14 protein-coding genes are annotated in these 13,508 nt (G+C 70.7%); all 14 read right to left on the reverse strand.

Annotated elements, in window-relative coordinates:
- Positions 1-185: 185 nt before the first annotated feature.
- Positions 186-620, reverse strand: a complete 435-nt coding sequence (gene nusB / locus ACFT32_RS35880) for a transcription antitermination factor NusB (RefSeq protein ID WP_184597187.1) — start codon at positions 618-620, stop codon at positions 186-188.
- 2 nt (positions 621-622) lie between these two features.
- Positions 623-1,189, reverse strand: a complete 567-nt coding sequence (efp, locus tag ACFT32_RS35885; RefSeq protein WP_189726434.1) for an elongation factor P — start codon at positions 1,187-1,189, stop codon at positions 623-625.
- A 53-nt stretch (positions 1,190-1,242) separates the two neighbouring features.
- A complete protein-coding gene (locus ACFT32_RS35890) occupies positions 1,243-2,352 on the reverse strand; it encodes a M24 family metallopeptidase (RefSeq protein ID WP_382497592.1) in 1,110 nt (369 codons plus the stop codon).
- 67 nt (positions 2,353-2,419) lie between these two features.
- Complete coding sequence (locus ACFT32_RS35895; RefSeq protein ID WP_382497594.1) at positions 2,420-3,283, reverse strand: Pro-rich N-terminal domain-containing protein; 864 nt, start codon at positions 3,281-3,283, stop codon at positions 2,420-2,422.
- 164 nt (positions 3,284-3,447) lie between these two features.
- On the reverse strand, positions 3,448-4,539 hold the full coding sequence (gene aroB / locus ACFT32_RS35900) for a 3-dehydroquinate synthase (RefSeq protein WP_382497596.1): 1,092 nt from the start codon (positions 4,537-4,539) through the stop codon (positions 3,448-3,450).
- Positions 4,536-5,018 carry a shikimate kinase gene (locus ACFT32_RS35905; RefSeq protein ID WP_382498118.1) on the reverse strand — a complete coding sequence of 161 codons (483 nt, stop codon included), beginning with the start codon at positions 5,016-5,018 and terminating at the stop codon, positions 4,536-4,538. Before ACFT32_RS35905 ends, aroB begins: the two co-directional genes overlap by 4 nt.
- Before the next feature lie 26 nt (positions 5,019-5,044).
- Positions 5,045-6,229, reverse strand: coding sequence for a chorismate synthase (gene aroC / locus ACFT32_RS35910; protein WP_189726439.1), 1,185 nt, complete (start codon positions 6,227-6,229; stop codon positions 5,045-5,047).
- A 139-nt stretch (positions 6,230-6,368) separates the two neighbouring features.
- Positions 6,369-6,764: a hypothetical protein gene (locus tag ACFT32_RS35915; RefSeq protein ID WP_382497598.1), complete on the reverse strand. Its 396-nt coding sequence runs from the start codon at positions 6,762-6,764 to the stop codon at positions 6,369-6,371.
- A gap of 50 nt (positions 6,765-6,814) precedes the next feature.
- On the reverse strand, positions 6,815-7,642 hold the full coding sequence (locus ACFT32_RS35920) for a shikimate dehydrogenase (protein ID WP_382497600.1): 828 nt from the start codon (positions 7,640-7,642) through the stop codon (positions 6,815-6,817).
- A gap of 10 nt (positions 7,643-7,652) precedes the next feature.
- A complete protein-coding gene (gene mltG, locus ACFT32_RS35925) occupies positions 7,653-9,365 on the reverse strand; it encodes an endolytic transglycosylase MltG (RefSeq protein ID WP_382497602.1) in 1,713 nt (570 codons plus the stop codon).
- Positions 9,366-9,486: 121 nt separating this feature from the next.
- Positions 9,487-9,951 carry a Holliday junction resolvase RuvX gene (ruvX, locus tag ACFT32_RS35930; protein ID WP_382497604.1) on the reverse strand — a complete coding sequence of 155 codons (465 nt, stop codon included), beginning with the start codon at positions 9,949-9,951 and terminating at the stop codon, positions 9,487-9,489.
- A 17-nt stretch (positions 9,952-9,968) separates the two neighbouring features.
- The gene (gene alaS, locus ACFT32_RS35935) at positions 9,969-12,641 is read right to left on the reverse strand and encodes an alanine--tRNA ligase (protein ID WP_382497606.1); all 2,673 of its coding nucleotides are present in this window, start codon (positions 12,639-12,641) and stop codon (positions 9,969-9,971) included.
- Positions 12,641-12,991, reverse strand: a complete 351-nt coding sequence (locus ACFT32_RS35940; RefSeq protein WP_382497608.1) for a hypothetical protein — start codon at positions 12,989-12,991, stop codon at positions 12,641-12,643. The genes alaS and ACFT32_RS35940 overlap by 1 nt, the downstream gene beginning before the upstream one ends.
- Before the next feature lie 9 nt (positions 12,992-13,000).
- Positions 13,001-13,441 (reverse strand): DUF948 domain-containing protein, encoded by a 441-nt coding sequence (locus ACFT32_RS35945; protein ID WP_382497610.1) that lies wholly within the window; start codon positions 13,439-13,441, stop codon positions 13,001-13,003.
- Positions 13,442-13,508: the final 67 nt, after the last annotated feature.

A 13,508-nucleotide genomic window follows, 5' to 3' on the forward strand; every position in this document is an offset into this window, starting at 1 on the left:
CGCCGCCAACGACGCCCCCTGACCCCCCCCGGGCCCTGCGCTCAACGGGGCGGCGGGGGCGCCCCCACCCTTTGGGGCCCGCCCCCCCCGGCGGCGTTCTGGGGGCCTGAGGGCCCCGGTCGCAGAAGGGAATGCCGGAGGGCCCGCAGCGAGCTTGCTGCGGGCCCTCCGGCATTCCGTCTGTCTCAGTCCTCGTCGCGGCGGAGCGAGGGCTTGAGGTCCTTCAGCCGACCGAGCAGGCCGTTCACGAACGAGGGCGACTCGTCCGTGGAGAACTCCTTGGCCAGCTGCACCATCTCGTCCAGGACGACGGCGTCCGGGGTCTCGTCGACCCAGATCAGCTCGTAGGCGCCGAGCCGCAGGATGTTGCGGTCGACGACCGGCATCCGGTCGAGCGTCCAGCCGACCGAGTACTGGGCGATCAGCTCGTCGATGCGCTTCGCGCGCTGCGCGTAGCCCTCGACCAGCTCCATCGTGTACTCGCTCACCGGCGGCTGCCGGGTGTCGGCCCGGGAGAGCCGGACCCAGTCGGCGAGGACCGTCAGGACCTCGGCGCCGCGCTGGTCCCCCTCGAAGAGGATCTGGAAGGCGCGCTTGCGGGCCGTGTTGCGGGCAGCCACGGTTAGCTGTTCACCCGGCCGAGGTAGTCGCTGGAGCGGGTGTCGACCTTGATCTTCTCACCGGTGGTGATGAAGAGCGGCACCTGGATCTGGTGGCCGGTCTCCAGCGTGGCGGGCTTGGTGCCGCCCGTGGAGCGGTCGCCCTGGACGCCCGGCTCGGTCTCCTGGATGACGAGCTCGACGGCGGCGGGCAGCTCGACGAAGAGCACCTCGCCCTCGTGCTGCGCGACGGTGGCGGTGAAGCCCTCGATCAGGAAGTTGGCGGCATCGCCCACGGACTTGCGGTCGACGTGCAGCTGGTCGTAGGTCTCCATGTCCATGAAGACGAAGTACTCGCCGTCCATGTAGGAGAACTGCATGTCCCGCTTGTCGACGGTGGCCGTTTCGACCTTGACGCCGGCGTTGAAGGTCTTGTCGACGACCTTGCCGGAGAGCACGTTCTTGAGCTTGGTGCGCACGAAGGCCGGGCCCTTGCCGGGCTTGACGTGCTGGAACTCGACGACGGACCAGAGCTGGCCGCCTTCGAGCTTGAGCACCATGCCGTTCTTGAGGTCGTTCGTGGAAGCCACGGTTGCGGAATCTCCTGGACTGACGTACGACCCTGGGGCACGCACCTGCCTACCTACAGGGCGAGCAGCTCCTTGGTCGTGATGGTGAGTAGCTCGGGTCCGCCGTCCGCCTCGGGGCGGACGACGAGCGTGTCATCGATCCGGACACCACCCCGGCCCGGGAGGTGGACCCCCGGTTCGACGGTGACCGGCACGCAAGCGTCCAGTTTACCCATGGCCGCGGGACTCAATTGAGGGTCCTCGTCGATTTCGAGCCCGACCCCGTGTCCGGTCAGGGCCGTGAGGCCCTCCGTGTACCCCGCGGAGTCCAGCACCTGGCGTGCGGCCCGGTCGACGTCCCGGCAGGCGGCGCCGGGTACCAGGCTCTCACGTCCGGCGCGCTGGGCGGCGAAGACCAGGTCGTACAGCTCGATCTGCCAGTCCGCGGGAGCCGTGCCGATGACGAACGTACGGCCGATCTCGCAGCGGTAGCCGCGATAGGTCGCGCCGAGGCAGACGGAGAGGAAATCGCCCTCCTCCACACGGCGGTCGGTGGGCCGGTGGCCGGGGCGGCCGGCGTTGGGCCCGGTGGCGACGGAGGTCGGGAAGGCCGGTCCGTCGGCCCCGTGGTCGACGAGGCGTCTTTCGAGCTCCAGGGCGAGATGGCGCTCGGTCCGGCCGACGAGGATGGACTCCAGCAGTTCACCGAGGGCCTGGTCGGCGATCTCGGCGCCGATGCGCAGGCAGGAGATCTCCTCCTCGTCCTTCACCACCCTGAGCTGCTCGACGGCGCAGCCGAGGCCCGCCAGGCGCAGCCGGGGGGCGACCGAGCCGAGGGCGCGGTGCCGGGCCACGGTGAGGTGGTGCTCCTCCACGGCGAGCGAGTCGGCGCCCTGGCCCGCGGCGAGGCCGGCGGCCGCGACGGCCGGGTCGCCGCCGCCGGATCCGGGGAGATTCTGGACGCGCAGGGCCTCGTCGGGGCGTTCCTGCGTGGAGCGGCCTTCGATCGGGCCGGCACACACCAGGAGGTCCTCGGTCTTGCCCAGCAGCAGAACGGCGCCGTTCGGGGCGGGGCCCGCGAGATAGCGCACGTTGGCGGGGCGGGAGACCAGCGCCGCCGCGCTGCCGCCCGCGTTGCAGTATTCCCTCAGACGCGTCCGGCGGGCCGCGTACACCTCTGACATGACCCGAGCGTATGAGCTTCGCGGGTTCGGCGCCGTTCGGGAGAGGCCGAGTGGGGCAGCGGGGCGGCTACCACTGGGGCGGGCTGGCGATGGAGCGGGACAGGACGTCGTTCAGGACCTGGGCCGTCTGCGGGATGTCGAGCTGGGAGTTGTCGATGATCGGGAGGCCCGAGCCGTACCAGCCGGCCATGCGGCCGTGGATGCGGGCGACCTCGTCGTCGCTGAGGCGGCGGTTGCCGGAGCGTTCGGCGTTGCGCTCCAGGACGATCTCCAGGCCCGGCAGCAGGACGACCGGCAGCAGGCCCGGCCCGACGTGTCGCTTCCAGCCGCCGAGGCCGACGACGGGCCGGTCGGGGAAGACCGCGTCGTCGAGGATGCAGGAGATGCCGTTGGCCAGGAAGTTCCGCGCGGCGAAGCCGCAGGTGCGGCGGGCGAGGCGGTACTGGGCTTCCGAGTTGTCGTTCCACCCGGACTGGGGGTCGGCGAAGCCCGAGCGGACCCATTCGCGTACGTCGTCGAGGCTGATGTGGGCCGTGGGGATCCGGCGATGGTCCGCCCAGTACTTGGCGACGCTGGTCTTTCCGGCGCCCGCGGGGCCGATGAGCAGCACCGCGAGCGTCGTGCCCGTCAGGTCGGGGCCCGCCGCGGCGGGCGGCGCGCTGGGCATGGCGACCGGACCGCCCGGCGGCAGCGGCACATGACCGGTGGTGTCCGGCGCGGCGGGAGCGGGGACCTGAGGCGGGGGTGCGGCCGGTCCGGGCGGTGGAGCGGGGTATCCCGGTGCCGGGGGCGGCGGGGGCACGGGGGCGGAGCCCTGGTGTGCGCCCGGGGGGTGCGAACCCGGGTGGTGTGCGGCCGGCGACCAGCCGGCGGCCGGTCCCTGCCCCGGCTGGTGGGGCGGCGGCAGCGGAGAACCCACTGCGTGCTGCATCCGGTGCCACTCCGTCTCGTACAGGCGATGGGCGCTGACTGCGGGGGCGGAACCCGCTGCTACCGAACGGTACCGCCCCCGGCGATCGTTGTGTGAACGGCCGGGGGCGGCCCGAAGTGCCCGGCGCCGTAAGGCTGTTTCGGACGTAAGGAGCGCGGGAGGACTTACTGCCCCACTTCGCCGTACGCGGCGAGCAGCACGGCAGGGTCGGGTCCCTCCAGGACGGTGGGCTTGGCCAGACCGTCGAGGACGATGAACCGCAGCAGGTCGCCGCGGGACTTCTTGTCGACCTTCATGGTCTCCAGCAGCTTGGGCCACTGGTCGTGGCGGTAGTACAGCGGCAGGCCGACCGCTTCGAGGACGGTGCGGTGGCGGTCGGCCGTGGCGTCGTCCAACCGGCCCGCCAGGCGGCCGAGTTCGGCGGCGAAGTGCATCCCCACGGAGACGGCAGCGCCGTGGCGCCACTTGTAGCGCTCGTTCTTCTCGATGGCGTGGCCGAGTGTGTGGCCGTAGTTGAGGATCTCGCGCAGGCCCGACTCCTTCAGGTCGGACGACACCACGTCGGCCTTGACCCGGATGGAGCGCTCGATGAGCTCGGCGGTGTGCGGGCCGGCCGGGGTGCGGGCGGCCTCGGGGTCGGACTCGATGAGGTCCAGGATCACCGGGTCGGCGATGAAACCGGCCTTGATGACCTCCGCGAGCCCGGAGACGTAGTCGTTGACCGGGAGGCCGTCCAGCGCGGCGAGGTCGCAGAGCACACCGGCGGGCGGGTGGAAGGCGCCCACCAGGTTCTTGCCCTCGGCGGTGTTGATGCCGGTCTTGCCGCCGACGGCCGCGTCGACCATGGCCAGCACGGTGGTCGGGATCGCGATCCAGCGCACCCCGCGCAGCCAGGTGGCGGCCACGAATCCGGCCAGGTCGGTGGTCGCGCCGCCGCCGACGCCGACGATGACGTCCGTGCGCGTGAACCCGGACTGGCCCAGCGCCTTCCAGCAGTAGGCGGCGACCTCGGCGGTCTTGGCCTCCTCCGCGTTGGGCACCTGGATGGCGACCACTTCGTAGCCCTGCTCGGCCAGGTCGGCGCGCAGCGCGTCACCCGTCTCGGCCAGGGCCTCGGGGTGGACGATCGCGACCCGCTTGGCCCTGCCGCCGATCAACCCGGCCAGTTCGCCCAGGAGTTGCCGGCCCACCAGGACCTCGTAGGGCTCGGTGCCCGCCGTGCCGCCGATCTGGATCCGCGTCACTGCCTCGCTCATGCTTCCTTCAACTCCACTGCGTCCAGGGCGACTTCGGTGACCTCTTCGGCCGTACGGCCATCGGTGGCGACGACGGCCGTGGCGACCTCCTCGTACAGGTGCCGACGGGCCTCCATCAGCTCGCGCCACTGCTTGCGCGGGTTGATGGCGAGCAGCGGCCGGGCCGCGTTGAGGCCGGTGCGCTTGACCGCCTCCTCGACGTCCATCGACAGGTACACGACCCGCTGCCCGGCGAGCAGCTCGCGGGTGTCCTGGTCGAGGACGGCGCCGCCGCCCAGGGCCAGCACGCCGTCGTGCCCGGCCAGGGCCTCCCGCACGGCCTGCTTCTCGATCGCGCGGAAGGCGGTCTCGCCCTCCTCGACGAAGATCTCGGCGATCGTCCGGCCCTGCGCGGCGACGATGTCGTCGTCGGTGTCCCGGTATCCGGCCCCGAGCCGCTCGGCCAGCAGCTGCCCGACGGTGGACTTGCCCACGCCCATCGGACCGACCAGCACGATCAGCGGGGTCACCGGATGGCCAGGTTGTCGAGGTAGGACCGGACGTTGCGGCCGGTCTCGGCCACGCTGTCGCCGCCGAACTTCTCGGCGACCGCGTCCGCGAGGACGAGGGCGACCATCGCCTCGGCGACGATGCCGGCCGCCGGCACGGCGCACACGTCGGAGCGCTGGTGGTGGGCGGCGGTCGCCTCGCCGGTGACGACGTCCACGGTCTTGAGCGCCCGCGGGACGGTCGCGATCGGCTTCATGGCCGCCCGCACCCGCAGCAGCTCACCGGTGGTCAGCCCGCCCTCGGTGCCGCCGGAGCGGCCGGAGGTGCGCCGGATGCCCTCGTCGGTCGTCACGATCTCGTCGTGGGCCTTGGAGCCGGGCACCCGCGCCAGGTCGAAGCCGTCGCCGACCTCCACGCCCTTGATCGCCTGGATGCCCATGAGGGCGGCGGCCAGCCGGGCGTCGAGACGCCGGTCCCAGTGCACGTGCGAGCCGAGGCCGACGGGCACGTCGTAGGCCAGCACCTCGACCACACCGCCGAGGGTGTCGCCGTCCTTGTGGGCCTGGTCGATCTCGGCGACCATCGCCTTCGACGCGTCGGCGTCCAGGCAGCGCACCGGGTCCGCGTCCAGCTTCTCCACGTCCGCCGGCGTCGGGTACACGCCGTAAGGCGCCTTCGCGGCCGCAAGCTCCACCACATGGGAGACGATCTCGATGCCGGCCGTCTCCTTCAGGTACGACCGGGCGACCGCGCCGAGGGCCACCCGGGCCGCGGTCTCACGCGCCGAGGCGCGCTCCAGGATCGGCCGGGCCTCGTCGAAGCCGTACTTCTGCATCCCGGCGAGGTCGGCGTGGCCGGGCCGCGGGCGGGTCAGCGGGGCGTTGCGGGCGAGACCGTCGAGGATCTCCGGGTCGACCGGGTCGGCCGCCATGACCTGTTCCCACTTCGGCCACTCGGTGTTGCCCACCATGATCGCGACCGGGGAGCCGAGGGTGAGGCCGTGCCGGACGCCGCCGAGGAAGGTGATCTCGTCGCGCTCGAACTTCATCCGGGCGCCGCGCCCATAGCCCAGGCGGCGCCTCGCGAGATGGTCCGCCACCATGTCCGTGGTGATCGGCACGCCGGCGGGAAGACCCTCCAGCGTCGCGACGAGTGCGGGACCGTGGGACTCCCCCGCGGTCAGCCAGCGCAACCTGCTCAACGGTGCTCCTCAGTGCTCGCGCCCGTACTGCCCTGCGTACGCGCGTCATCTCGTACGCGACGGCCTGACCGGGTGCGCGGCCCCGGTCCGCCACCTACGATCCTCCCACGTCCGGAGTGCGGACCCGGCCGCCGGTCCATCAGGCGGACGAGGCCGGGCCGCCCGTCTGCCGCTGCGGCGCGTACGCGCCGAGGAAGTCCGCGCCGCTCGGCTGCTGCGCGGGCGGCGTCTGCCCCGGTGCGTAGGCGCCCAGATGGTCGGCCCCGCTGCCCTGCTGCGATGGCTGGGAAGGTGCGTACTCCCCCAGGTAGTCCGCTCCGCGCCCCTGCCCGTACCGGGCCGCCGCGTGGACGGGCTGCCCGCCCCGCTCGGCCCGCCGGTGGGCGATCTTGCGCTTGATCTTGACCGCCCAGGAAGCGAGGACCGCGAGCACGATCAGGGCGAGCACCGTGATCTGTACCCAGTCGGGCAGGAACCCCAGCAGGGACTCGAATATCTGGGACTTCACGGACGCCTGAGGCATGCCGGTGGCCATGGTTCGTATCCCCTCCCCTGTTCCGCCCCCTGCGGAACCGAGAGCGGATCCTAGCGGGCCGCGAGTGCGCGTTCGCCCGCATTTCGCATGGCGTCCAGGGGGGCCGGGGCCTGCCCCGTCATCTGCTCGACCTGCAGCACGGCCTGGTGGACCAGCAGGTCGAGGCCGCTGACGACCGCGCCGCCGTACGCCGACCAGCGGGCGGCGAGGGCCGTCGGCCAGGGGTCGTAGAGGACGTCGAAGAGGGCCGCCGGCCGCTCCGGAACGGACCGGGCGAGGGCGTCGGTGACACCGGCCGGCGTGGTGCTGATCACCAGCGGGGCGCGCAGGGCCTGCTCGGCGTCCGCCCAGTCGGCGATGCGGACCGGGACCTCCAGCCGCTCGGCCCACTGCCGCATCTCGGCGGCCCGGGCCTCGCTGCGGACGTACACGGCGATCTCGCCGGGGCAGATCCGCGACAGCGCGGCCAGCGCGGAGGAGGCGGTGGCACCCGCGCCCAGGACCGCGGCGGCCTCGACCTTGTCGATGCCGTGCTCGCGCAAAGCCGCGACCATGCCGGGGATGTCGGTGTTGTCGCCGGTCCGGCGGCCGTCCGGGGCGCAGACCACCGTGTTGACCGCGTCGACCGAGGCCGCGGTCTCGCTGATTGCGTCGAGCAGCGGGATCACGGCCCGCTTCAGCGGCATGGTCAGCGAGAGCCCCGCCCACTCGGCACCGAGCGTCTCGAAGAACCCGGGCAGGGCGGCCTCGTCGACCTCGAACCTGTCGTACGTCCAGCCGCTCAGCCCCAACTCCTCGTAGGCCGTGCGATGCAGGACCGGGGAGAGCGAGTGGGCGATCGGGGAGCCGAGTACGGCGGCCCGGCGTGGTGCGGCCATCAGGTCTTCCTCAGTTGTTCCGCGAGGCGTTGAACTTGTCGACCAGCTTCTGGTGCTCGGCGTTGGTCTTGGTGAACTCACTGGTCTTGCCGTCCAGCGAGATGAAGTAGTACCAGCCGTCGTCGGTCGGGTTGAGGGCGCCCTTGATCGCGTCCTCGCCGGGATTGTCGATCGGCCCGGGCGTCAGCCCCTTGTGGAAGTACGTGTTGTACGGGTTGTCGTAGCTCCGCAGCTCGCTCAGGCTCAGGTCGATCTTGCTCTGGTTCTTGATGTAGTTGTACGTGGAGTCGAACTCCAGCAAGCCGTTGGTCTGCGGGTTCCCGGGCTTCATCCGGTTGTAGACGACCTCGGCCATCTTGCGGAAGTCGGCGTGGCTGGTGCCCTCGGCCTGGACCATGCTCGCGACGGTGATCAGCTGCCAGGGGTCTTCGAGTCCGAGGCTCGTGGCCTTCTTCTCCACCCCGAGCGTCTCGTAGGTCTCGGTGGCCCGTGTCACCATCTGCTTCAGCACGCCCTCGGGCTTCTGCCCCTTGGCGATGCCGTAGCTGGAGGGGTAGAGGAACCCTTCCAGCGGGTCCTTGACGTTCGGGTGGTTCAGCGCCCAGGCGGGCAGGCCGAGCTTCTTGTAGTCCTTCTTGGCGATCGCGGCGGTGGTGCCGTCCTTGACCTCCAGCCGCTTGTCGATCAGCCGGTAGATGTCGGCGTTGCGCTTGCCCTCGGCGATGATCAGGTTGTCGCGGCTCTCCGGGCTGAGCATCAGTTCGACCGCACTGTCGGCCGACATTTGCTTCTGCAGCGTGTACACGCCGTCCTGGATCTTCTGGCCGTCGGGGTTGTTGGCCTGAGCCGTGACGAAGGCGTCGACGCTCTTGACGACGCCGGCTTCCTTCAGCGCCTGCCCGATCTCGTAGCCACCCGCTCCCCTGGGGATCTCGACGGTGACCTGTTTCCCGCTGCCGTCGCCCGCGAAGTCCGGGGCGTCGCCGAAACGATCCTGGTAGAACTGGTAGCCGAACCAGCCGGCGCCTGCCACGCCTCCGCCGAGGATGAGGACGACCACCAGGCAGGCCATGCCGTTGCGGCGCTTCTTGGGTTTGCCGCCGCGTCCCCGCTGCTCGTCGCGTCGGCGTCGGTCCCCCGGCTCGTCGTCATCGTCGTCGCCGCCCGCGAAGAAGGCGTGCTCGCCCTGGTCGGGGCCTGGGTCCCAGTCGGTCTCGGGCTCCGGCGGCGGCTCGGCCCGGCGCCGGCCGGGGGGCTCCGGCGGCGGATACGCGTCGGGTGTGCCGTAGTAGTCGGACTGGCCTCCGCCGTAGGCGCCGGCCTGCTGCTGCCCGTACGGGTCGGCGGGGTCGCCCGGATACGAGACCTGCTGGTGAGGGCCGGTGGCCCAGCCGCCGTTGTCGTACTGCTGCTGGTGGTACCCCTGGTCCTGCGGGTGACCGTGGTCCCCCTGCCCGGGGTACTGCTGATGCCCGTGGCTCTGGGCCGCGTACTGCTGGTCGTACTGGTAGTGCTGCTGCGCCTGACCGTATCCGGCCTGCTCACCGGTGCCCCAGTCGCCGTACTGCGACTGCTGCGGCTGCTCTGGATAGTGCTGCGGCTGGCCGCCGTAGGGGGACTGCTGACCCGGCTGGGCCTGCTGTCCTCCCCATCCGCCGTCCCCGTACAACGGGTCCTCCGGATGCCACGGTTCGGAGCCTTGGCCCCGGCCATACTCAGTCATCGATCCCCTAGAGCCGCGAGGCGGCGGTCGCTCGGCTTCCGGCCGGGCTCCCGTCCGCCTCTCTCTGGTGCGTCAGCTGTTCGAACACCGGCGCATCGCGCGGAACGTTACCGTATCGCGATCAGATGACCACTTCGACGCCTTCGCCGGGTGCTTTACCTGACACCCGTTCGGATTCAAGCGCCTGCTGGAGGATGACCACCGCAGCTGCCTGGTCGATCACGGAACGGCCCTTCTTGGACTTCACACCGGAAGCGCGCAGTCCCTGACTGGCCGTCACCGTGGTCATGCGTTCGTCAATGAGTCTGACCGGAACCGGGGCGATCATGCGGGCCAGTTCCTGGACGAAGGCACGAACCTTGACCGCGGCCGGGCCCTCGCCCCCCTTGAGGGAGCGCGGGAGTCCGACGACGACCTCGAGCGGTTCGTACTCCTCGACGAGTTGCTTCAACCGCCGCTGAGCTGCGGGGATGTCACGCCCCGGGACCGTCTCCACCGGGGTGGCGAGGATCCCGTCGGGGTCGCACGAGGCGACCCCGATACGGGCGTCCCCGACGTCGATAGCGAGTCGACGTCCTCTGCGCATCTTTCCTGACCCGTTTCTTACTTGGCCGTCTCGGCGACCAGGCGCTCGACGGCGTCGACGGCCTCCCCGACGGCAGCCGGGTTCTGGCCGCCGCCCTGGGCGACGTCCGGCTTGCCGCCACCGCCGCCGCCGAGCGTCTTGGCGGCCGTACGGACCAGGTCGCCGGCCTTGAGGCCGCGCTCGCGGGCGGCCTCGTTGGTGGCGATGACCGTCAGCGGCTTGCCGTTCGCCACCGTGAACAGGGCCACCACGGCGGCCCGTCCGCCCTGGATGCGTCCGCGCACGTCGAGCACGAGCTTGCGCAGGTCGTCGGCGGTCGTGCCGTCCGGGACCTGACCGGTCACGACAGCAATTCCGCTGACGTCCTTGGCGGACCCGGCGAGACCGGCGGCGGCCTGGAGGACCTTCTCGGCGCGGAACTTCTCGATCTCCTTCTCGGCGTCCTTCAGCTTGCCGAGCATGGCGGAGACCTTCTCCGGGAGTTCCTCGGGACGGCCCTTGATCAGCTCCTGGAGCTGGGCGACGACCGTGTGCTCACGGGCGAGGAAGTTGTAGGCGTCGACACCCACCAGGGCCTCGATGCGCCGGACACCCGAACCGATGGAGGATTCGCCGAGCAGCTTCACCAGGCCCAGCTGGGCGGTGTTGTGCACATGCGTGCCGCCGCACAGCTCCTTGGAGAAGTCGCCGATGGTCACGACGCGCACACGGTCGCCGTACTTCTCGCCGAACTCGGCGATGGCACCGGCCTTCTTGGCCTCGTCGATGCCCATGACGTCGGCGCGCACGTCCAGATCGCGGGAGAGGACCTCGTTGATCCGCTGCTCGACGTCGGTCATCACGGCCGTGGGAACGGCGGACGGCGAGCCGAAGTCGAAGCGGAAGCGGCCGGGCTGGTTCTCGGAACCGGCCTGGGCGGCCGTCGGGCCGAGGGCGTCGCGCAGCGCCTGGTGGGTGAGGTGGGTGGCCGAGTGGGCGCGGGCGATGGCCGTGCGGCGACGGGAGTCGATCGAGGCATGGGCCGTGGCGCCGACGGTGACCTCGCCGACCTGGACGACGCCCTTGTGAACGTACACGCCCGGGACCGGCTTCTGGCAGTCGCGGATCTCGATGACGGCGCCGGTGTCGACCTTGATCCGGCCGGTGTCGCCGATCTGGCCGCCGCCCTCGGCGTAGAACGGGGTGCGGTCGAGGACGATCTCGACCTCGTCGCCCTCGGTGGCGGCCGGGGAGGAGGCGCCGTCGACGAGGATGCCGACGATCCTCGACTCGCCCTCGGTGGCGGTGTAGCCGATGAAGTCGGTGGCACCGGCCTGGTCGGCGATCTCGCGGTAGGCGCCGGTGCCGGCGTGGCCGGTCTTCTTGGCCTGGGCGTCGGCCTTGGCGCGCTCCCGCTGCTCCTTCATCAGGCGGCGGAAGCCGTCCTCGTCCACGGAGAGGCCCTGCTCGGCGGCCATCTCCAGGGTGAGGTCGATCGGGAAGCCCCAGGTGTCGTGGAGCAGGAAGGCCTTGTCGCCGGCCAGGACGGTGCCGCCGGAGGCCTTGGTGTCGGTGACGGCCGTGTCGAGGATGTTGGTGCCGGCCTTCAGCGTCTTGAGGAAGGCGTTCTCCTCGGCGAGGGCGACCTTCTCGATGCGCTCGCGGTCCGTGATGAGCTCGGGGTACTGCTGGCCCATCATGCCGATCACGGTGTCGATCAGGTCCTTGACGACCGGACCGGTGGCACCGAGCAGGCGCATGTTGCGGATGGCGCGGCGCATGATGCGGCGCAGGACGTAACCGCGGCCTTCGTTGCCGGGGGTCACGCCGTCGCCGATGAGCATCACGGAGGTGCGCATGTGGTCGGTGACCACGCGCAGGGAGACGTCCGAGTGATGGGCGTCGCCGTAGGCCACACCCGTCAGCTCGGTGGCCTTCTTGATGACGGCCATGGAGGTGTCGATCTCGTACATGTTCTGCACGCCCTGCAGAATCATGGCGAGTCGCTCGAGGCCGAGGCCCGTGTCGATGTTCTGGCTGGGGAGGTCGCCGAGGATCTCGAAGTTGTCCTTGCCGATGCCCTCGCCTCGCTCGTACTGCATGAAGACGAGGTTCCAGATCTCCACGTACCGCTCGTCGTTGACGGCGGGGCCGCCCTCGACGCCGAAGTCGGGGCCGCGGTCGTAGTTGATCTCGGAACAGGGGCCGCAGGGTCCGGGGACGCCCATGGACCAGTAGTTGTCCTTCATGCCGAGGCGCTGGATGCGCTCCTTCGGCACGCCGACGACGTCGTGCCAGATGCGCTCGGCCTCGTCGTCGTCCTTGTAGACGGTGATCCAGAGCTTCTCCGGCTCCAGGGCGTAACCACCCTTGTCCTGGGGGCTGGTGAGCAGCTCCCAGGCGTACTTGATGGCGCCTTCCTTGAAGTAGTCGCCGAAGGAGAAGTTGCCGCACATCTGGAAGAACGTGCCGTGCCGGGTGGTCTTGCCGACCTCTTCGATGTCCGGCGTGCGCACGCACTTCTGCACGCTCGTGGCGCGGTCGAAGGGCGGCTTGACCTCACCCAGGAAGTAGGGCTTGAAGGGCACCATGCCGGCCGGGACGAGGAGCAGAGTCGGGTCGTCCGCGATGAGCGACGCCGAAGGGACGACGGTGTGACCGCGCTCCTCGAAGAAGCTCAACCAGCGGCGGCGAATCTCAGCCGACTCCATCAGTGGTCCTCATTCCGGTTGTACGAGTACGTCGTCCTGTCGCTGTCGACGTACTTCGGGTTGCTGCGGTTCTCGATGGCGGTGTACCGCCGGGGTGCGGGGAGTTCGGGGTCGCTGTTGATGCCGAGGACGTCCCCCAGCTCTTCCTCCCGCTGGGCCATGTTGTCCCGGACGTCGAGCGCGAAGTCGACCGCGCGGTCCTTGAGCCGGTGGCCGGCCTCGATCGCCTTGTTTCCCGCGGTTCTGGCGAGGCTCTCGGGCGTCAGCTGCTTCAGCTTGCGGTTGACCTTGGTGGTGGCCCACACGCCGGCGGCGACGCCCGTGGTGAACCAGAAGGTACGGCGGAACATCGCTTGCTCTCAGTCCCTCTTCCCTCGGGCGCCGCGTCGAGAGACCGTGCGGCCCACGATCACGGTACGCCTGGACGCCTTGGCGGGCACGTCCTCCTTGCGGCCGCCGAGGGCCCGGCGCACGCCGTAGCCGAAGGCGGCGACCTTGACCAGGGGGCCACCGAAGGTGGAGGCGACGGTGGTCGACAGCGCGGAGGCGTTCGACGTCACCTCCTGGACGTCGGAGGCGATCGAGTCGACCCGGTCGATCTGGGTCTGCGCGGAGCGCACCGCCGAGGAGGCGTCGGCCAGCAGCGGGACGGCCTGGTCGGTCACATCCGCCACGAGCTTGGTGGTCGCCCTGAGCGTCTGGGCCAGCCTCGCCAGCGCGACGGCGAGGAAGGAGACCAGGATCGCCCAGAAGACGGCCACCAGGATTCCGGCCACCTCTCCACCGGACACTGTGTGCACCCGCTCCCTGAAACGTGCCTGAACATCTGCCTGCATACGAGAAAGTCGTGCCCCGAGCCTATCGCGC

The organism is Streptomyces sp. NPDC057002 (assembly GCF_042673825.1).
GTDB lineage: Bacteria > Actinomycetota > Actinomycetes > Streptomycetales > Streptomycetaceae > Streptomyces.

What these genes read in the sequence shown, in the direction of transcription:
- ACFT32_RS35890 (WP_382497592.1), bottom strand. Translation starts at nt 2,352, where the DNA reads ATGTCAGAGGTGTACGCGGCCCGCCGGACGCGTCTGAGGGAATACTGC.
- ACFT32_RS35895 (WP_382497594.1), bottom strand. Translation starts at nt 3,283, where the DNA reads ATGCAGCACGCAGTGGGTTCTCCGCTGCCGCCGCCCCACCAGCCGGGG.
- aroB (WP_382497596.1), bottom strand. Translation starts at nt 4,539, where the DNA reads ATGAGCGAGGCAGTGACGCGGATCCAGATCGGCGGCACGGCGGGCACC.
- ACFT32_RS35905 (WP_382498118.1), bottom strand. Translation starts at nt 5,018, where the DNA reads ATGGGCGTGGGCAAGTCCACCGTCGGGCAGCTGCTGGCCGAGCGGCTC.
- ACFT32_RS35915 (WP_382497598.1), bottom strand. Translation starts at nt 6,764, where the DNA reads ATGGCCACCGGCATGCCTCAGGCGTCCGTGAAGTCCCAGATATTCGAG.
- ACFT32_RS35920 (WP_382497600.1), bottom strand. Translation starts at nt 7,642, where the DNA reads ATGGCCGCACCACGCCGGGCCGCCGTACTCGGCTCCCCGATCGCCCAC.
- mltG (WP_382497602.1), bottom strand. Translation starts at nt 9,365, where the DNA reads ATGACTGAGTATGGCCGGGGCCAAGGCTCCGAACCGTGGCATCCGGAG.
- ruvX (WP_382497604.1), bottom strand. Translation starts at nt 9,951, where the DNA reads ATGCGCAGAGGACGTCGACTCGCTATCGACGTCGGGGACGCCCGTATC.
- alaS (WP_382497606.1), bottom strand. Translation starts at nt 12,641, where the DNA reads ATGGAGTCGGCTGAGATTCGCCGCCGCTGGTTGAGCTTCTTCGAGGAG.
- ACFT32_RS35940 (WP_382497608.1), bottom strand. Translation starts at nt 12,991, where the DNA reads ATGTTCCGCCGTACCTTCTGGTTCACCACGGGCGTCGCCGCCGGCGTG.